The following is an 18817-nucleotide window of genomic DNA, read 5'->3' on the forward strand; positions in this document are numbered from 1 at the left end:
GCCATGTGGCAAACCATATATAGCTCTGTCGACGCCATTTCACGGTGGCTGGCCAATCTGGCTGGCGGCCTGATCATGCTGATTGCAATCATGCAGCTTGCCGAGATTATCCTGAGAAACACAGCCGGGATCAGTCTGCCATTTGTTTGGGAATACGCAGCCTACATTCACATGGCGGCCATCTTTCTAGGACTTGCGTATACGTTGCGCACCGGCGGTCACATTCAGGTGACGCTGCTCAAGGCGGTCGCACCAAGGCTTTTTGTCTGGACGTCCACATTCGTGGGTCTGGCGATTTCGTCCGTTTTAAGTTTCGCGCTCATTCGACTTGCCATTTCTTACGGCGCGAGCGGGCGCAGTTCCGGCACGATCAACAATGTCCCGCTCGTTTATCCAGCAGCCGTCATGGCGTTTGGCGCGGCACTGCTGACGCTGCAACTCGTCCTGCGCATCATCCATCACATTGTCGGATCGCCTCTTGAACTTGCCGGAAGCTCCGGCCCTTCCGTGGAGTGACTTGACCATGAGCAACATCACATCACGTGCGACCGCCAGGGGTTCACTATGCCATTGACAGTTATTGCCCCGATCGTACTTCTCTTCCTTATTCTTGGCTCTGGTGCCTGGGTTGGTCTTGGCCTTATGGGGATCGGTATTTCGAGCCTTGCACTGTTCCGCTCTATCCCGATCGACAAGGTACTGAGCCAGTCTGTCTGGAACGGCCTTGCTTCGCCGGAACTTGTGGCGCTTCCGCTGTTCATCCTGATGGCTGAACTCCTGTTCCGCTCGAGATTCGTCGATGGTCTTTTCCGGGCAATCGAACCCTGGGTGCGAAATATGCCCGGCGGGCTACTGCACACCAATGTTCTTGGCTGCACATTTTTTGCATTGATTTCAGGTTCATCTGCCGCGACGACCAGCGCTGTTGGAAAAATCACCTACACCGAGTTGACTCGTCGCGGATATGACAAACGCGCCGCCATGGGATCTCTTGCCGGCGCCGGCACGCTCGGGTTCCTCATCCCGCCAAGCGTGATCATGATCATATATGGTGTTCTCTCGCAAACTTCGGTGCTGAAGCTCTTTGCCGCGGGCATTGTTCCTGGCTTGCTGCTCTGCCTGATGTTCATGGCGTGGCTGGCGATACGCTCCCTGATCTACAAAGACACGCCTCGTGGGCCGTTGCAGGACAAGGCCAGCCTCTGGAAAGAGCGGTTCTATGGCTTGAGATCATTGACACCGTTCGCGGTCCTCATGGGAGTTTTGCTTGGTTCGATGTATGGCGGACTGGCAAGCCCTTCTGAAGCTGCTGCGCTGGCCGTGGCGACGACCATGCTGATCATGGTTGCCGAGCGAACATTGACGCTCCGTGCTATCATTGATTCCTGTATGGGAACCGCGCGGGTCGCAAGCATGCTCGGTTTGATCATTGCTGCGGCAGGCTTTCTGTCCACTGCCATGGGTTTTCTTGGGCTTCCTCAGGCCATCGCAAGTCAGATCCAGTCGCTCAACCTTTCGCCCCTCGGCCTGATTGCATTGCTGTTGATGATTTACATCGTCCTGGGTTGTTTTCTAGAAGGCATGTCACTGATTGTCATGACCTTGCCGATTGCCCTGCCGCTCGTCACCGCAGCTGGTTTTGACAAGGTGTGGTTTGGCATCTTCCTGGTGATTGCTGTTGAAATGGCGCAAATTACACCCCCTGTGGGCATGAACCTGTTTGTTGTTCAGAACCTCACCAGTGAAAACATGTCGACCATTGCTCGCGCAGTGTTGCCATTCTTTCTGATCATGATCGCGATGGTATTCTTGCTGGCGTGTTTCCCCGACATCGTAAACTGGCTGCCGAACCTGACCAATTAAGTTGAGGAACCATAAGAAAAAAGGCCGCCTCCAGATATTGGGGGCGGCCTTTTTAGTTTGAGCTGAACACTCTCAGCGGAAATAGCTGATCACAAAACCTGCGTCGAGCACGGCCTGGCGAATGACCTTCGCCAGTTCAACGGCCCCTTCCGTGTCACTGTGAATGAGGATGGAACGGGCGGGCATGGCAATGACAGTGCCGTCTACAGCCTCAACGACCCCTTCCTGCAAAACGCGAGCAACCCGCTGCTTGATAGTATCACCGTCATGGATGACCGCACCTGCCATGCCTCGGGCCATCAACGTGCCATCTGGCTTGTACCCACGGTCAGCCAGGAAAGACCCTACAGTTTGAACATTGTGAATCTCGGCTTGGCGGAAAGCAGCGGTATGTGGCAGCCCAATAAAATGAAGATCGGGATCAAAGCCTTTCAGGGCCCCGATAAGCGTGCGGGCAACGTCCTCGTCGACAAAAGACAGATTTCCAAGCGCGCCGTGAAAATTCGCATGGGTAAGACGACCGCCTGCATGCACTGCGATTGCCGACAGTGCGCCCAATTGTGCGATTGTCATCAGTTCCAGCTCTTTCAGCGTCATGCTCATGGCACGGCGACCAAAACCCTGCCTGTCGGGATAACCGACATGCCCACCAAGTGCCACTCCGCGCGCCATTGCATCACGCACTGTGCGATCCATGATGACCGGGTCTCCAGCATGGGCGCCACAGGCGATATTTGCCGATGAGACGATGTCGAGCAGCGTCGCATCGTCTGCCATGCGATATGGGCCAAATCCCTCGCCAAGATCCGAATTGAGATCGATCGTTTTCATAAGCGCCATTCCTTCACGCCTGCTCCCTGATTGTGACGAGCGGTGTGCCATAACCAACGAGATCACCTGCCGCTGCAAGCCGTTCAACAACGACACCGGAACATGGCGCGAACTGTGGCAGGATGACGCCACCGCTTTCAAGATAGGCAAATGCTTGTCCGGCCTTCACGGACGTGGCTACATCTTCGCTCCGGTCAGGGTGCGCCCAATGAAGATTGCCAACGATGTCGGACAAGAGACTGCGAGTGGTACTTATCCCCGTAGAGCCTTTTTGAGCGACATGCACCTCAAGTGTAATCTCTGTTTCACCAGCCTTCAGGTGAAGTTTGCTGATGCCGAGTGATGCAGCCGTCTGCGTCAATTGCGAGATCATCTCGGGATCGAATGCTGCACGGTTGTCTGAAGTCGTTGTCATTTCCGGGTTTCTCCCGAAACGGCGCGTGCACTAGCGATCAACGCCTTGATACGGTCGAAGGATTTTTTGTGGTCGTTGACTGCATTGAGCGCGGCTTCACGCGTGATCACTTCGAAACGAACAGTGCCCCCCAAGCGGACCTGAGCAAGCAGATGCAAATCCGAAGTTATGACGACGCCCAATTTGGGGTAACCGCCCATCGTGTTCGCATCACACAATTGTACGATCGGTTTGCCAGAGGGGGGGACTTGAATCGTGCCCGGCAGGATGCCGTGAGACAAAAGTTCACGGCTGTGGTCAGGTATCAACTCTGGTCCGTTAAGGCGAATGCCGACCCGATTGCTGGCGGGGTCTATCTCCCAGAGAGTGGAGAGGAAAAGTTGGTGCGCTGCCGGCCCAAAATTTTTCCATTCCGCGGCGGGTAGCATGCGAATAACGGTTTCTCCCTGCAGTCCGCTGTGTGCCCTTGCATCAAGATGCAGCCGCGATGCCGACAGGCCGAACGGTTTTGCGAGTGTGGAGCGGTGCTCTCCGACTGCCAGCCTGTCTCCGGCCGCCAATCCACGCCCAGCATGGCCGCCGAAACCTGCCTTGAGGTCTGTCGCCCGCGCACCAAGCAGTACGGGCACATCAATGCCACCAGAAACAGCAATGCAGCTACGCATGCCTGCACGAGGGGCAGAGGCTTTAAGAACTTGTCCAGCTTTCGCTGTGACACACCACCAGGCAGGCAAAATTTCGCCATCAAGTGTGAAACCGGCGTCTGCGCCTGTCACTGCGAAAGTACAATTGTCGTCAAAGCGAAGTTCGATGCCACCCAGCGTGACTTCGATGACAGCCAGTTCCTCGTCATTGCCAACCATGAGATTGGCGATACGTCTCGCAAGATGGTCCATGGCACCTGACACGCCAACGCCGATATTGCGATAGCCCGGCCTTCCTTGGTCCTGAACAGAAGCGAGAGGGCCGGGGCGAATGATTTCGATCACAGCGCGATCTCCTTGAACACGAAACGTACCCGCATGCCGGGGCTCAACAAGGTGGGGGGCATGGCTGCAGGGTCAAAAAAACGGATTTCCGTTTTTCCGATCACATTCCAACCTGTCGGGTTGTCGCAGGCTTGTACGCCAGTCTGGCTGCCGCCGATCATGACAGCACCTGCTGCTACCTTTGGACGTGGCACGGCACGGCGGGGCATGCAGAGACGTTCATCCAGCCCGCCCAGATACGCAAAGCCAGGGTGGCTACCCAATGCAAAGACGGTATATTCCCCTGCTGCATGCAAACGGGCAAAGGCTTCAGGTGACATGCCGGTAATGGTAGCGCATTCAACAAGATCCTCGCCGCCATAACTTACCGGTATGTCGATGACTTTAGCGATGTGATCTTTCGGGGCAGAGTTGTTCCACTGCTCGCAAATGAGCATTTCAAGATCTGCGGCCTGTGGGTGAAACGGATCGAAGATGACAAGTAAATTGTTCATTCCGGGAACGGTTTCGCAAACGGCAGAATGCGTGCAGAGCTTTTCAGATAATGCCATGACACGTTGCTGCAAACCGATATCAAGCTGGGCTTGAGGCACTTCGCATAACCAAGCTGCTTCGCCCATCGGTGTTAGGGAAAGCGTAACGGAGGGCATTGCCAGATGCAGTTCATCCGTCATGGTGTTCTCTTCTTCTTGCGGCTTTCGAGATAATGAATGTTGGCGCCGCCTTCATGGAAGGCTGGGTCGGCCAGGAGCGACTGATGCAAGGCGATATTGGTTGCTATACCCTCGATAACAAGATGATCGAGAGCCCATTGCATACGGTCGATGGCTTCTTGCCGTGTTGGCGCATGGACAATAAGCTTTGCGATCATCGAGTCGTAGAAAGGTGGCACAACGTAGCCATCAGTAATGTGTGTATCGACGCGGATGCCCTGCCCAGACGGTGCGATGAAACGTGTGATCCGTCCCGGGGACGGCAACGCGGTTTCACTATCTTCGGCATTGATCCGGCATTCGATCGAATGTCCGGATAATGCGATGTCGCCCTGGTCAAGCCACAGCCTTTCACCAGCAGCAATGCGTAATTGAGCCTGTACGATGTCGACGTCGGTAATGGCTTCGGTGACCGGATGTTCCACCTGCAGGCGCGTATTCATTTCGATGAAAAACATTTCACCGTTTTCATAGAGAAACTCGAAGGTGCCAACACCCGAGTAACCCATTTGCCGGCAAGCGTTGAGGCACCGGTCTGCAACATTTGCAAGTAGCTCTCTGGACACATCAGGTGCCGGTGCCTCTTCCAGTACTTTCTGGTGTCGACGCTGCATCGAGCAGTCCCTCTCACCCAACCAGACGCCGTTGCCGAAATTGTCCATGACGACCTGAATTTCGATATGGCGCGGGGTCGTCAAATAGCGTTCTATGTAAACGGACGGGTTGGCAAATGCTTTGGCCGCCTCCGCTCGTGTCAGTTCGATCGATGCGAGCAGCTCATCTTCCCGTAATACAACGCGCATGCCACGTCCGCCACCACCACCGGCCGCTTTGACGATGACCGGATAACCGACTTCTGCAGCAATTTTCCGGCACTCATCGCCATCCTCCGGCAGCGCCCCTTCGGAACCGGGCAGGCATGGGACACCGGTTTTCAGCATGAATGCGCGTGCCCTGACCTTGTCGCCCATGATGTGAATGGCACTCGCGGATGGTCCCACAAATGTCATTCCACTCTGCGTCACTTTGTCGGCGAAGCTGGCATTCTCAGACAGAAATCCGTAGCCGGGATGGATGGCATCTGCATTTGCCGCCAATGCAGCCAGCACAATGCGATCCGCATCAAGATAGCTCAAGGCCGCCGGTGCTGCTCCAATGCAAATTGCCTTATCGGCGTTCTCCACATATTGTGCGTTTTGATCTGCCTGAGAACAGGCCTGCACTGTGCTGATGCCCAATGCATGGGCAGCCTTGCCGATCCGGACGGCGATTTCACCGCGATTTGCAATGAACAATGTTCGCATGATCTCACGCCCGCGACGGTAGGTAATGAAGAAGAATATCGCCGGCTTCGACATTGGCTCCATCGATGATAGCAATGGTGTCGACAACGCCGTCTTCGGTCGCGACAATTGGCATCATCGTTTTCATTGCCTCGCATAGCATCACTGTATCGCCACGCGACACTTTTTGACCAGTGGAAACGAAGGGTTTGGCATCCGGAGACGGTGCCAGATAGACGATGCCTGATAGAGGCGATTCTAGGGTGGATGCGCTCTTATGTAGCATCTCGTGCGCCGTAGAGACCGCGGTCCGTATGGGCGTCGCGTTTTCGCGATGACGCTGCATGGTGATTTCAAAATCACCATGCTTGAGGGTCATAGAGTTCAAAGGCGATGTGGAAAACACGTCCATCAACCGTTTGAGATAGTCCACGTTCAATTCGGCCATTGCAGTATCTGTTCCCTCGTCCATTATCGAAGGGAAACTAAGCGGGAGAAAACATAACAAAAAGAGATTATTTTTAATGGAAAACAATTCCAAGAAGGAATTGTTTTCTAAGTACCGTAAGGTTTCCGGATCTCAGAGTACCCTACTACAGCGGCAAATTCTCGTGGCCAACACACTTGACCAGTTGTTGTTTTTCGCGTCGGGGGATCGACAACTGAATTGCAATGTTTCGGCATATTCAAGGAACGGCGTGCAAGCGACATTGCTCTTGAACGGAATCGAACCAGCGTCCGGTCATCCTAACCGACTATTTGCATGTGACTGAACCACTTGAGCACGTGGGAAGTAAGGGACTCAGCCTAAAAGTAAACTCCCGTCTGCCCCATCAGACCCACTGCCTTGCACTGCAGTTGCTCGGGATAGGGTGGCCGCTTGGCGCTGGGCCGCTGGCTGAACCTATCGAACCACATCTGGAGCTTAACGCACCCGGGCGGGATCGGAACGGCATAGAAATCGCTCGTATACTGCAGCGTCGCCATCGCCACGCAGTCAGCCAGCGTGACGTGCTCACCGGCAATGAAGGGGTCTTCGCTCATCAACCTTTCGATGAGCCGCAGCTGCCCGAAATACCGGTCGGAGCAGATGTCCGCGACTTCGCGGCTTGATCGCACCACGCCTTGTCCGAGCGCACTGCCGTGGCGCGCCCAGAGGCCGAAAAAGGTAAGGGCCTGATCGACAACATGAACGATTTGGCGAACCTTGGCCCGTTCCGCTGGTGTCTTCCCTCGCATATCGGGGACCGGGATCCGATCCTCAAGATATTCGAGGATCGCAAGCGACTGGGCAACTAAGGTACCATCGGCGTCCCTGAGGATGGGGAGAGATCCCGTGGGAGTGAGAGCCCTGATTTCAGGCGTCGGCGTCTGCTCACGCTCATTTGGCTCCGCATACAATGTCACCGCGACGCTCTCAGGCTGCTTTTCTGCCAGGTAGATATTCACCCTTTGCGGATAAGGCCCAAAGGCGAAATTGAAAATTTCAATCAAGCTGATCCCTCCTTATCGACAGGGCGTTGTGCGCAGCGTCAGGCGGTCATGACCCAGCCGCGGAACGAAAAAGCGGCGTAGAACAGGCTTGGTTGCTGGAAGCCGGCTTCGCGAAAGCACGCTTCTTCCCGGTCCTGCGAAAGCAGCGGCAACCGCTCGGCCATCGCCTTGGCCGAGGCTGCTGCCTGTCCAGGCGCCGAGGTCGGACCCGCGGCAAATGCCGCAGATCTCGCCAACCAAATTTGCGCTTGTCCTTCGATCTCAGTGTGATGGGCGGCAACGAAAACGCCGCCCGGCTTCAGACGCCTGCAGATCTCCTGTAGAGTCTCCAGCCGCTCGTGCCAATCGAGGAAATGCAGTGTCAGGAGGCAAACCGCGCCATCGAAAGGACCGGCTGGTGCATCGATCGCCGTTCCATGATTAAGTTGCGTTCGCTCGGCGCAAAATGACGTCGTTTGGCGGGCGATGTCCAGCATGGCAGGCGAGGGATCGACGCCATTAAATCGCCAGTCCGGCCGCATCTCCGCCATAGCCCTGATTTCCAGGCCGCCGCCGGCACCCACGACGAGTATGTCGGCAGCACCCGGCGCCTGTTCGGCAAGAAGCAGCGCTGCCATTTTGTGGAGGTCTGCAAGCCCTGGCACCTTGCGCGGCGTCTCAAGGACATAGTCGCTGACGGCCGCCAGATTCTGGAATGGATTGGGATTGCCGTTCATGACGAACCTCTTTATGTATCAGTCGAAGATACATAATACGCTTTCGCTTCTTGTATCAAGTGATGCTACATGATTCGCCAGGATGATGCTCGCACGAGTGGGGCGGCCGATGAACAAGGATACGAGACTATCTGATGTGTTGCATGTGCTCTTGCACATGGCGCAAGTGAAGGAGTGCCTGACATCGGAGGTTCTGGCACGAAGCATGGGTACCAACCCAGCCGTATTCCGTAGGACAATGGCGGGGTTGCGTCGCGCGGGCCACGTCATCTCGGGCAAGGGCCACGGCGGGGGCTGGCAACTTGCGCGACCCCTTGAGGAAATCACGCTTCTAGCCGTCTATGAAGCGCTGGAGCGGCCGACACTGTTTGCTATTGGCTCACGCGGCAGGCATCCGGGATGCAGGATTGAAGAGGGCGTCAACTCAACCCTGGCGGAGACGATGCGGCAGGCGGAAAGCCTGCTGTTGCAGCGATTTGGCCAGGTGACGTTGGATCAACTGATGCCGTCGCAGGCAAAGGCATCAATGCAGACTTGCCGCAGTGCCTTACCCGCCACGCCGCGTGGGGACTGAGTTGACCCCCATAGGCATGGCGTCGCAACGCGGGCGCTGCCGCAGAACCGCAGCAGCGCCGGATGAAGTGCCGGGTTTCAGTCACCCGCCGTAGGTCGAACGACGATATCGCTCGTGTCCACCCCGTCAGGCTGGCCTATGACATGCATGATGGCCGCTGCAATCGCCTCGGGCTTCAAAGCGATCTGGCGATAACTCTCCATGGCCTGCGCCGCCACCGGATCGGTGATCGTGTTGGCCAGTTCAGATTCCACCACACCCGGATAGATGCAGGTGACGCGGAGCTTGTCGTTCTCTTGGCGCAGCCCGTCCGAGATCGCGCGAACCGCATATTTGGCTGCGCAGTAAAACGGCGGCCGTCGGCGAGACGGCAAGGCCGCCGATCGACGAGATATTGATAATCTGACCGGATCCCTGCCTGTTCATCACTGGCAGAACCGCTGCAATGCCATGCAGGACGCCCTTAATGTTGACGTCGATCATAAGGTCCCACTCGTCCACCCTCAGGGACGCCATGGGTGACAGCGGCATGATGCCAGCATTGTTGATGATCACATCAATCCGACCGAACTCCCGGACAGCCGCATCCGCAAAGGACTGGACGCTGTCACGGGACGTCACGTCAAGGCTTCTATAGATCGCCTTGCCGCCGGCGGCATTCAATTCGCCGGCAAGCTCTTCCAGCCGATCCGTTCGCCGCGCACCAAGCACGACCGTGGCGCCGGCGCCGGCAAGTGCCCGCGCGGTCGCTTCGCCGATCCCGCTGCTCGCTCCGGTAATCAGGATGATCTTGTTTTCGATGTTCGTCATCTGAGTATTCCTTCCTTGGTGGTTTCAAATGGGGCAACGGCCTGCGCATGGTGCTCACGGCAGGTGACGCCACTTGACCATGCGGTGCTTCAGGTCGAGCGTGCCGTTGTCGACGGTGAAGGTCCCATCCCCGCGATGGTGCAGGGTTCGCCGTTCCGTGCGGCTTTCATTGAGCCAGATCCTCTTCGCCTCGAGGATGAAGAGGTTGTAGGGGTCGCGCAGCCTGTCATCGATGACGACACATTCGATGTTGGCCAAGCAATCCGCGAGAAGGGGAGCCGAGACCTGCTCCGCGGGCCTGGTCCTCAGGCCAAACCGCTCAAACTTGTCGAAATCCGCGCCGGAACAGTTTCCGACATCGACAACGGTTTCGGCCAGATCGAGGCCTGGCACGGCAATCACGCATTCACCGGTCTTGCGAAGCGCGTGATAGCTATGATCCCAGGGGCCGATCACACAGCCAATGAGCGGCGGATCGTGCTGGATCATCATGTGGAAGCCCATTGTCAAGACATTGGGCTTGCCGTTGTCGTAGGTCGACACCAACACGATCGGGCCAGGTTCAAGCAGACGGTATGCCTGCGATGCGGGTAGTTCCTTCATCTGGATCTCCATTGAGGCCCCTGCGCAGCGGCAGGGGCCGAAAGGGCGGCGCCTTACCAGCCCTGTTCCACGGGCAGGACGAAGAGTTCGGCCACATCAACATGCGCCGGTGCCTGTGCGGCAAAGACGACCGTGTCGCCGATGTCCTCGCCCTTTAGGAAGGTCATCTGGCCGGCAAGGTCGTCCATCTGCTGGCGGTAGCCGGGATCGGTGATGTGATCGTAAAGCTCTGTGGCGACAGCACCCGGCTGGATGCAGGTGACCCGGATGTTGTGCTTCGGGCCCACCTCCATGCGCAGGCCATCCGAAAAGGCGGCAACGGCATGTTTGGTGGCGCAATAGACCGACAGACCCTTGAAGACCTTGCGGCCGGCAATCGAGGACATGTTGAAAACATGGCCCGAATGCTGCTTGATCATCTGCGGCAGGACGGCGGCCGTCGTATTGAACAGGCCCTTCACGTTCACATCCACCATCCGGTGCCACTCATCAACCTTGAACTGATCAATATCGGAGAGCGGCATCAGGCCGGCATTGTTGACGAGGATGTCGATCGCACCATAGGTATTGACAAGCGTCTTGACGCTAGCTTCGACGGAGGTGGGGTCAACCACGTCCATCTCGAGTACTATGGCTTCGCCACCCACAGCCTCGATCTTTGTCCTGAGTTCATATAGCTTTTCGGTGCGGCGGGCGGCAATGCCAACTCTCGCTCCGGCCTCGGCAAGCTTGAGAGCGGTTGCGGCGCCAATACCGCTGGAGGCGCCGGTCACGAGGGCGATTTTTTCGTTCAGGTTCGTCATTGTCGTCACTCCTAATCTGGGGAAGCCGCCTTGAAGACGGTTTGTCGCGTTGACGATGTGAGATTTAGGCTCGACTGGATGAGCTTCTTTCGGGGTCTTGCGCCGCATGTCGGGATCTTGCGCAAAAGTCGCGATCCGCATGCGTGTGACGCAAATGTGCAAGGCAGGAGCCTTAGATTTGCTCCCAGCAACGTCGTGGCAGAGCGCGATGAATATCAGCGGTTGCTCGGTATACGAGCGATAACCTTGATCTCGAAGTCAAACCCGGCGAGCCAGGTGACACCGATCGCAGTCCAGCTTGGATAAGGTGGTTCCGGAAATACCTCGTTTTTCACCGCCATGATGACGCCGAATTGGTTTTCGGGATCCGTGTGGAAGGTCGTCACGTCGACAACATCGTCAAAGCTGCAACCTCCAGCCGACAGGGTCGCTTCAAGGTTCGCGAAGGCCAGTCGGACCTGCGCCGCGAAGTCGGGCTCTGGTGATCCGTCGGACCGGCTTCCGACCTGGCCGGAAACGAATAGAAGGCCGCCGGAGGCTATTGCTGCCGAGTAGCCGTGCGCTTGGTAGAGGGCGTGACGATCCGTTGGAAAGATGGCGGTACGTGAATTCATTTTCTCTGCTCCTTTACTCGGCGGTCCGTAGACCGCCGTCATTGAAAGAGAAGAAGCTAGGAGCTGATGGTGGATCGTCTCGCGCGATCTTGCTTCGTGTGTTGCGCTTTTGCTGAATTCGACGGAGAAGCGCCCAGCCAGCGAGTTAGCCGCCTGAGCCTAGAGAAGAGATCTGCGGCCGGCAGCGCTACGACGACTTACGAGAACGTTGCTGAAGCAGGCCGTATAAACTGCGAAACCAGTTCCGCAATTTTCTCCGGCTGGTCCTCCGGCGAGAAGTGACCGCAATTTTCCAAGATGGTCAGGGCTGACCCAGGGATTTCATCACGGAGCTTTCGCCCCCACTCTGGGACCTGCCACTCGTCATTGGCGCCCCAGATGAGTTGCACAGGGAGGTCTTTCAACTCACCAAGCCTGTCAGCAACCTCCAATGTATGGACAGGGTCGTAGTGCTTTACCTGGTGCTCAAACAGGCTCGGCTGCCCGATCGGACCAGAAATGTAATCAAGATACGTCTCAAGAGGACCTTCTTCGAACCTATGCTTGTCGTACACAGCGCTGAGCAGCCAATCCCGGAAATGCGCCCGATGGGCGGCGTCGGGCGCTTTCATCAGCGCCTCGAGCCCCTTTTCCATTTGCTGCTTGGTCCGCCTTGAGGGATAGCTGTCGAAGCTCACGACGTCGATCATCGTTAGGGACTTCAATCGATATGGACTAAAAACGCCAAACCTTTGCGCTATTCCCCCGCCAATATCGTGCGCCACCAGATGAAAACGTTCGAGGCCCCAGTGCTCCAGCATCTTTTCGAGAATAGGCACTTGCCCAGACATGGACGTGTCCACATTTCCTGCCTGCGGGCGTTCGGAAAGACCGAAGCCTAGGAGATCGAACACGTGGATCTTGCACCCGGCTTTGATGAGGTGTGGCGTGACATTCCTCCAGATGAGCGATGAGGACGGGGTTCCATGGAGCAGAACCACGGGTTCTCCGTTGCCATGGGTGCCGGCGGCAATGCGATGGCTGTTGACGAGAACCTGCTGGTTGATCAGATCATTCCCCATTTGTATCTCCACTCCTCTCGAGGCCGGCGACAACGATGCCACCGCAACACCTTTCGGCCCGAAGACGCCGACGCGCTCGTGTCGAATGGCGTCAAGATTGCACCTGAGCCAGTGAGACTACAGCGGCACTTGCTCCTGTGCTCATGACAAATATTGAGGTTCTTCCATGCGAAATCGATTGTGCGTGACCTGCAACGAGGCAGCCGCCGGCTATCTGAAGGCGAGCCAGGTATCTATTCCAGCGAGGTCACAAATCATACCTGTGCGCAGCAGCTTCATCAGGTCTCCTGTCATTGAAGTGGATCTCGGCGACAGCGACAAACAACAGGCCCTTCCCTCTATCCACCCGGCGGTGGAACAGATCTTGCAGAATTGGCGTGACGCCGATCAGGTGGAGCTGTACATAGATCCTGACCCCAACAGCCAACTGCTGATGGTCTATCTATTGAGCCATGCCCTTGCCGCGGAAGTCGGCCACACGAATCTGTTGATCTTCCAGGGCATAACACCGTGGGGACAACAGCTCCCTCAGACGCAAAGCAGTTCGGTGGTGGCGCCGATATCGGTTGAAAATCAGCATCTGACCGCCGCCGCCGCAATATGGTCGGCCTACTCAGCTTCCACGCCCCATGCATGGCTTGGCCTTAGTTTAGACGAGCTGTCCCATTTTCCCTTCATGACCCAGACAAGAGAAGCGCTTCTTGATGATCTGCCGAGCGCCGAGACGGGCCTTGGCTCGTCCGAGCGCCTGGTACTGATGACTGTCGCCGATGAAGGATGTACCGTCGGCCAGGTTGCTAGGGCCTTTGCCAGCGACCCGTTGCATCTGCTTAGTTTGCCTTTGGTCGTTGACCTCATTACAACACTTGCGTCAGGCGTTTCGCCACTCATTGCCGGGCTGTCTGGACGCTTGAGGGCGACAGACTTTTTTGATGATGTCGACGCTTGGGACACGTATGTCGGAAGCTACCTTGGATTGACGGCTGACGGGCACAAGATCATCGCGGGCGCGATTGATTTCGTCGAGACGCAGGGCGTTGATCGCTGGTGGGGCGGCACCCGATTGATGGGACACACCTCTTGGCGATGGGATAAACAAACGCGTGTTCTGATACCACCAGAAAACTTGATGTGTGAGAACATCGAGACAACAGCCTGGATCTGCGGCACATAGTATTCACGTCTTGCGATAGTGGCTGGGCAGCAGTCCCGTCTCCCGTCTGAAGACTTGCGAAAAATGGCTCGGGCTGGTGTATCCAACAGCAATGCCTACTCGGATGATGCTGAGATCTGTCTCTTGTAGAAGTTGCTGAGCGCGCGCCATCCGTTGACGGATGAAGTAGCGAGAAGGTGACAGCCCTGTCGCTTTCTTGAACAATCGGCTGAAGTGGAAAGGGCTCATCCCGGCCTTTTCCGCAAGCTCCGCCAGATTGAACGGTTCAGCCAAGTGTTCTTCCAGATGAGCGATCGCCCTTCTCAGCTTGTAGCCTGGCAATGCGGTTTGCCGATCATCATCGCCGCCGTTTGAGGCGTAGTTTCGTATTAGATGAACAGCAAGACTTTGGGCTAGCCCTTCGACATACAGCTGGCTCCCCCTACCTTGCGCCGTGAGCTCGTGGTGAATGAGAGCCAGGAAATGTGTCAGCCGTGGATCCTGACCTCCCGACACATCGCGCAATCGTGGAGGAGTGTCGCAGCCAAGAACATCGCCTGCCACCCGCTCGAACAGAGGGACAGAAATGTAGAGGTGCATCACCTGAAACGGATCAGATCCGAGAGCGCGCCATCGCATCTCATAAGGCCGGTCTGCTCGGGTCAAAAAGAAATCGCCAACGTTAACACGGGCAGTCTGCCACTCTCCATCGAGATCTCGCTCTTCGACGATGGCCTCACCCGACATAACCCAGACCACGAGCGGCTCGGCCACTGCTGGGACCAGAAACGGCTCCTGGTTCTGATGGCGTGAGTAGACTTGTACGAACAGATCACTCCAGGCCAGACCGTCTCCGCTCAACAAGGTTCGGCCTGCTATGAACTGCTCCAGCCCACGCGGTGACGTGCGATCGGGGACAGTTCGGTCCAGCATAGGTGCATCTGCGCCCGGCGGAAAATCCCCATCATCCTCTGGCGATAGAGGACCGGGATCAGGATGATCGGAGGTTGCGACTGTCTCTACCATGTGTTTCCTTGGGACTTGGTGCCTTCGCCGATAATCCGTTTCACTGACGCCCGCTATTGATGCCCGGGCAAAGGCGTGGTTCGCGGTTGCGCGACAGAGATGTCGGAAAGGGCCGGCATAGGCCGGCCCGGATAACGTGACGCTACCAACCGACAGAGCCCTCGGGGGCAACAAATCGGCCAGAAACCGCATTGTCGTCGAGCAAAGCATATTGGACCGGAAGGCGGGCCCCCTCTTCCGGTGTCATGTAGCCATTACCTCCAGTCAGGTCCGTTTTGACATAACCCGGCGCTACCGAGTTAACGACAATGGAGCTCCCCTTGAGCTCAGCGGCCAGTTGCACCGTAAGCATATTCAACGCCGCCTTCGAGGCGTTGTAGCCAATCAGGCGTGCCTCGTAGTACGGAGACGTAGGATCACCATTCACCGTGAGCGAGCCAAGCGTCGTCGCCAGATTGACGATCCGGCCAGCGCTCGACTTGTGCAAGAGCGGTAACATGACCTGTGTAACGGCCAGCGTCCCGAGAAAGTTCGTCTCCATCAACCGTCTGGCCGCACCGACCGTTGCAACCGAAGGCGGCCCGTCCTCAGCGTCGACGACACCGGCATTGTTGACAAGAATATCGAGCCTGCCGTGGCGGGCCGAGATGGCTGCAGCTGCAACTCGGACTGTCTCCTCGCGATTAAGATCCAGCTCGATGGCTTCCACAGCCAATCCGGCCTGGGTCAGTTCCTTCGCAGCCGTGTCGCCGCGGGCATAGCTGCGGGCGCCCATGATTACAGTGACACCGGCCTCCGCCAATTGCTTTGCGATCTCCAAGCCGATGCCCTTGTTAGCGCCTGTGACGAGCGCGATTTTCTTTGTATCTGTCATTCATTCACCTTTGCATTTGGGAAGGATGCAACGGTAAATATATGAAGGATAGTTCGGATTTTGGATTCGCATATGGATGTGCCTCCCCCTCGCCACCTGAAGGCCCGGAAACAGCCGCGTCAGGCCCGCTCCGCCACTACGATCGACGCTATTTTCGAGGCGACTATTCAGGTTTTGATTACGGAGGGAACGCACCGGCTGACCACCACGCGTGTGGCAGAGCGCGCCGGCGTCTCGGTCGGTACGATGTACCAGTACTTTCCCCACAAGAAGTCCTTGCTCTACGCGCTCAACGAACGCTATCTCGACAAATTGGCGGAGCGCGTGGAGATGACCTGCCGTACACACCATGCTCGGTCGACCGACGAGATGGTCGAGGCGCTTATTACCACTTACTGGGAAGCAAAGACGGAGCGTAGCGATGTCACGCGCGCACTCTACAGCTCTGCGGTAGAACTGGATAATGAGGCGCTGATTGATGCTTTCGCCAAGCGCATGGATGCAGCGACGAGGGCGATGCTGCTGAGCGCTCCTGATGCTCGCTACGAAAACATCGATCTCGTCAACCTCACGCTTCTCTCCGTCATCTTCGGAACGGTCAGGAATGTTTTCGAGCGCAACCTGCCACCTTCGGAGCAGACTTCCATACGCGATGAGTTGAAGCGCATGTGTCTCGCCTACCTCGCTATGGCATCCGGTGAGGTGTGTGCGACAATCCGGCCGCCTGAGGAACGACATAGATGCTTCGAGACATGAGCGACACGCTAGCCTTCGTTGAAGTCGTCGAGCGGGGAAGCTTCACCGCTGCAGCGGAGAGCTTCAGAACATCCAAGGCGCGGATCAGCAAGAAGGTGCAGGACCTGGAGCAGAGGCTGGGGGTGAAGCTCCTTCACAGAACCACCCGCAACATACGTCTGACGGAGGCGGGATCGATCTATTTTGATCGTTGTCGCGATCTCGCGCGGCTTATCGGTGACGCGGAGAGCGCGGTCGAGCAGGTGCATGGCAAACCCTCTGGGTGGTTGAGGGTGACGGCGCCGCACTGGCTAGTCACCAAGGCCCTCGCCCCGCTCATGGTCGGGTTTCGAGAAGCCTATCCAGAGGTCAAACTGCAACTGCTTCTCGACCACGACGTCAAGAACATCGTGCAGGAGGATATCGATGTCGCCTGCCGCTTGTGGAACGGCCCCATGCCCGATTCCAACCTCGCCGCCCGTCGCTTGGCCAACGTTCAGACAGGCCTTTACGCGTCGAGGCAATACCTTGAGCAGCACGGAGTCCCACAACATCCGTCGCAGCTGAAAGACCATGCCTGCCTGGTGACGCAATTGTTTTACGGGAAGCCTCAGCACTCATGGCCTTTGACAAGGCAGAGTGAGGTAATGGATTTCCCGATCAACCCGGCGGTTGTCGCAACAGACCCGGAGGCCTTGTTCGAATTTCTGATCCGAGGACAGGGCATACAGCTCACCAATCCCCACCTCGCCCATCAAGCGGTGGAAACCGGCGACGTCGTCCGTATTCTCCCTGAATGGTCCGGACCCAGTGCCATATTGTATGCCGTCAGGGCCGGTGCACGCGTCCAGCCTCTCAAGGTCCGGTCCTTCATCGACTATCTGAGTGAGAACCTCGAAAACGTGCTGCGGCTAACCTGAGCAGTCTATCTGCTCGATCCCTCATTGTAATCAGATCGCTGACAGCGCGATCAAGGTTCAGCGCCTAATCGCCCGAACGACCACCCCTTACTTTCATCCCGTACTCGCCGCGCGCATCGAATTGCCGCTGCTCGGTGACAATGGATGAAGGATTTATCATGAACAGCATAACACGACGAAACGTCCTCAAGGGGGCGTCCATGCTAGCCACGGTCGCGGCCATTTCGGGAGCCCCCTCCCTCACGTTCGCGGCTGCCCCCAAGCAACACTTTCAGTCGCCCGGTTTTTTCAGGATGGCTCTGGGCGATCTGGAAATCACGGCACTCTCCGACGGGACACTGCCCCTCCCTCTTCCAGAAATGTATCGTGACGTGACTGCAGAGCAAGCCGCTCGACTGCTGCACGCAGCTTACCGTGACATTCCGACTGACACATCGGTCAACGCCTTCCTCGTCAATGACGGTCAGCGTCTCGTCCTCATAGATGCCGGTAGTGGTAGCTACTTAGGCGCGGAGGCCGGGCATCTATTCGCCAACCTGGAAGCGTCCGGCTACAAGGCCTCTGAGATTGATCATGTCATTTTGACCCATGTCCACACGGATCATTCCGGTGGCCTGGTTCGGGACGGGAAGCTCGTCTTTGAAAACGCAACCCTGCATGTTCCCGCGCGTGAACTTGAATTCTGGCTGAAAACTCCGGTAGAGGCGCGACCTAAAGACTTGAACCAGCAGCTGTTCAAGGAAGCAGAGGATTGCCTTCGGCCGTATCTCGAGCGGGGCCGGGTTGAAGTGTTTCAGGATGATAAGGAGGTAATTTCGGGTTTCCAGTCGATCATGCGCCCTGGCCACACTCCGGGCCACAGTTCGATCGTGGTTCAAAGCGGCGGCAAAAAACTGGTGTTCTGGGGCGACATCACGCATGGCGATATCGTTCAGTTCGAGCAGCCTGATGTGACCATCGAGTTCGACGTCGATCGTCCGAGGGCAGTGCGATCCCGGCTTGACGCCTTCGCCGAAGCCATCGCGGAAGGTTATCTCGTCGCCGGCGCGCATATTGCCTTTCCGGGGATCGGCAATGTCCTCAAAGAAGGCGAACACTTCGACTGGATGCCGGTGAATTACTCTGATGGTGAAGCTGGCATGGTGAGATGAGAACCTGATGGCGACGATGTAGGAGCTAGATCGTTCGTCGATGGGGGAATACATAGAGGGCACAGCAATGGGTCGCTTGTTACCCGCGTCGCCACTTATTCTCTGGTCCCATCGACGACAATTCTGATCGCGGCACGGGCTGGGTCATAGGGCCCGGCCCACCTTCGGGTGGCGCCTGCCTCTCGGCAC

Annotated in this window: 21 protein-coding genes and 1 pseudogene; 7 read left to right on the forward strand and 15 right to left on the reverse strand. The window is 56.9% G+C overall.

Going from position 1 to position 18817, the window contains the following annotated elements; all coding sequences use genetic code 11:
* The first annotated feature begins 3 nt into the window (after nt 1-3).
* Nucleotides 4-516 carry a TRAP transporter small permease subunit gene (locus AT6N2_RS18680; protein ID WP_209090706.1) on the forward strand — a complete coding sequence of 171 codons (513 nt, stop codon included), beginning with the start codon at nt 4-6 and terminating at the stop codon, nt 514-516.
* A 48-nt stretch (nt 517-564) separates the two neighbouring features.
* Nucleotides 565-1863, forward strand: coding sequence for a TRAP transporter large permease (locus tag AT6N2_RS18685; protein ID WP_209090707.1), 1299 nt, complete (start codon nt 565-567; stop codon nt 1861-1863).
* 72 nt (nt 1864-1935) lie between these two features.
* On the opposite strand, the gene AT6N2_RS18690 is transcribed toward AT6N2_RS18685, so the two are convergent.
* The 8 genes from AT6N2_RS18690 to AT6N2_RS18725 all read right to left on the reverse strand — a co-directional run bounded on the left by AT6N2_RS18690 (nt 1936) and on the right by AT6N2_RS18725 (nt 8304).
* Nucleotides 1936-2694, reverse strand: a complete 759-nt coding sequence (locus tag AT6N2_RS18690; RefSeq protein WP_209090708.1) for a LamB/YcsF family protein — start codon at nt 2692-2694, stop codon at nt 1936-1938.
* Between the two features lie 13 nt (nt 2695-2707).
* Nucleotides 2708-3109 carry a hypothetical protein gene (locus AT6N2_RS18695; RefSeq protein WP_209090710.1) on the reverse strand — a complete coding sequence of 134 codons (402 nt, stop codon included), beginning with the start codon at nt 3107-3109 and terminating at the stop codon, nt 2708-2710.
* Nucleotides 3106-4098: a biotin-dependent carboxyltransferase family protein gene (locus AT6N2_RS18700; protein ID WP_209090711.1), complete on the reverse strand. Its 993-nt coding sequence runs from the start codon at nt 4096-4098 to the stop codon at nt 3106-3108. The genes AT6N2_RS18695 and AT6N2_RS18700 overlap by 4 nt, the downstream gene beginning before the upstream one ends.
* Nucleotides 4095-4772: a 5-oxoprolinase subunit PxpB gene (pxpB, locus tag AT6N2_RS18705; RefSeq protein ID WP_233282541.1), complete on the reverse strand. Its 678-nt coding sequence runs from the start codon at nt 4770-4772 to the stop codon at nt 4095-4097. Before pxpB ends, AT6N2_RS18700 begins: the two co-directional genes overlap by 4 nt.
* The gene (gene accC, locus AT6N2_RS18710) at nt 4769-6169 is read right to left on the reverse strand and encodes an acetyl-CoA carboxylase biotin carboxylase subunit (RefSeq protein WP_233282542.1); all 1401 of its coding nucleotides are present in this window, start codon (nt 6167-6169) and stop codon (nt 4769-4771) included. Before accC ends, pxpB begins: the two co-directional genes overlap by 4 nt.
* Nucleotides 6120-6542, reverse strand: a complete 423-nt coding sequence (locus AT6N2_RS18715; RefSeq protein ID WP_233282543.1) for an acetyl-CoA carboxylase biotin carboxyl carrier protein — start codon at nt 6540-6542, stop codon at nt 6120-6122. The genes accC and AT6N2_RS18715 overlap by 50 nt, the downstream gene beginning before the upstream one ends.
* 359 nt (nt 6543-6901) lie before the next feature.
* Nucleotides 6902-7588, reverse strand: a complete 687-nt coding sequence (locus AT6N2_RS18720) for a glutathione S-transferase family protein (RefSeq protein ID WP_209090712.1) — start codon at nt 7586-7588, stop codon at nt 6902-6904.
* Nucleotides 7589-7626: 38 nt separating this feature from the next.
* On the reverse strand, nt 7627-8304 hold the full coding sequence (locus AT6N2_RS18725; protein WP_209090713.1) for a class I SAM-dependent methyltransferase: 678 nt from the start codon (nt 8302-8304) through the stop codon (nt 7627-7629).
* A 109-nt stretch (nt 8305-8413) separates the two neighbouring features.
* Here AT6N2_RS18725 and AT6N2_RS18730 point away from each other — a divergent pair, with 109 nt between their 5' ends.
* A complete protein-coding gene (locus AT6N2_RS18730) occupies nt 8414-8878 on the forward strand; it encodes an Rrf2 family transcriptional regulator (protein ID WP_144579111.1) in 465 nt (154 codons plus the stop codon).
* A gap of 77 nt (nt 8879-8955) precedes the next feature.
* Here AT6N2_RS18730 and AT6N2_RS18735 read toward each other — a convergent pair.
* The 5 genes and pseudogenes from AT6N2_RS18735 to AT6N2_RS18755 form a co-directional block, all read right to left on the reverse strand.
* Nucleotides 8956-9688: pseudogene (locus AT6N2_RS18735) on the reverse strand (SDR family oxidoreductase).
* A gap of 54 nt (nt 9689-9742) precedes the next feature.
* Nucleotides 9743-10291 carry a flavin reductase family protein gene (locus AT6N2_RS18740; RefSeq protein ID WP_209090714.1) on the reverse strand — a complete coding sequence of 183 codons (549 nt, stop codon included), beginning with the start codon at nt 10289-10291 and terminating at the stop codon, nt 9743-9745.
* Nucleotides 10292-10344: 53 nt separating this feature from the next.
* Nucleotides 10345-11094, reverse strand: coding sequence for an SDR family oxidoreductase (locus AT6N2_RS18745; protein ID WP_144579114.1), 750 nt, complete (start codon nt 11092-11094; stop codon nt 10345-10347).
* Nucleotides 11095-11309: 215 nt separating this feature from the next.
* The gene (locus tag AT6N2_RS18750; protein WP_209090715.1) at nt 11310-11708 is read right to left on the reverse strand and encodes a RidA family protein; all 399 of its coding nucleotides are present in this window, start codon (nt 11706-11708) and stop codon (nt 11310-11312) included.
* A 197-nt stretch (nt 11709-11905) separates the two neighbouring features.
* Nucleotides 11906-12769: an alpha/beta fold hydrolase gene (locus tag AT6N2_RS18755; RefSeq protein WP_209090716.1), complete on the reverse strand. Its 864-nt coding sequence runs from the start codon at nt 12767-12769 to the stop codon at nt 11906-11908.
* 166 nt (nt 12770-12935) lie between these two features.
* Here AT6N2_RS18755 and AT6N2_RS18760 point away from each other — a divergent pair, with 166 nt between their 5' ends.
* Entirely contained in the window at nt 12936-13943 is a 1008-nt protein-coding gene (locus AT6N2_RS18760) for a hypothetical protein (RefSeq protein WP_209090717.1), read from the forward strand.
* A gap of 3 nt (nt 13944-13946) precedes the next feature.
* Here the strand turns inward: AT6N2_RS18760 and AT6N2_RS18765 are convergent, their stop codons facing one another.
* Nucleotides 13947-14855: an AraC family transcriptional regulator gene (locus AT6N2_RS18765; protein ID WP_233282595.1), complete on the reverse strand. Its 909-nt coding sequence runs from the start codon at nt 14853-14855 to the stop codon at nt 13947-13949.
* A gap of 235 nt (nt 14856-15090) precedes the next feature.
* Nucleotides 15091-15822, reverse strand: coding sequence for an SDR family oxidoreductase (locus AT6N2_RS18770; RefSeq protein WP_144579119.1), 732 nt, complete (start codon nt 15820-15822; stop codon nt 15091-15093).
* Nucleotides 15823-15894: 72 nt separating this feature from the next.
* Here AT6N2_RS18770 and AT6N2_RS18775 point away from each other — a divergent pair, with 72 nt between their 5' ends.
* The 3 genes from AT6N2_RS18775 (at nt 15895) to AT6N2_RS18785 (ending at nt 18628) form a co-directional block, all read left to right on the forward strand.
* Nucleotides 15895-16578: a TetR/AcrR family transcriptional regulator gene (locus AT6N2_RS18775; protein ID WP_144579120.1), complete on the forward strand. Its 684-nt coding sequence runs from the start codon at nt 15895-15897 to the stop codon at nt 16576-16578.
* Entirely contained in the window at nt 16575-17477 is a 903-nt protein-coding gene (locus AT6N2_RS18780) for a LysR family transcriptional regulator (RefSeq protein ID WP_233282544.1), read from the forward strand. Before AT6N2_RS18775 ends, AT6N2_RS18780 begins: the two co-directional genes overlap by 4 nt.
* Nucleotides 17478-17677: 200 nt before the next feature.
* Complete coding sequence (locus AT6N2_RS18785; RefSeq protein ID WP_233282545.1) at nt 17678-18628, forward strand: MBL fold metallo-hydrolase; 951 nt, start codon at nt 17678-17680, stop codon at nt 18626-18628.
* The last annotated feature ends 189 nt before the right edge of the window (nt 18629-18817 follow it).

The sequence above is a fragment of the Agrobacterium tumefaciens genome, assembly GCF_017726655.1.
GTDB lineage: Bacteria > Pseudomonadota > Alphaproteobacteria > Rhizobiales > Rhizobiaceae > Agrobacterium > Agrobacterium tumefaciens_B.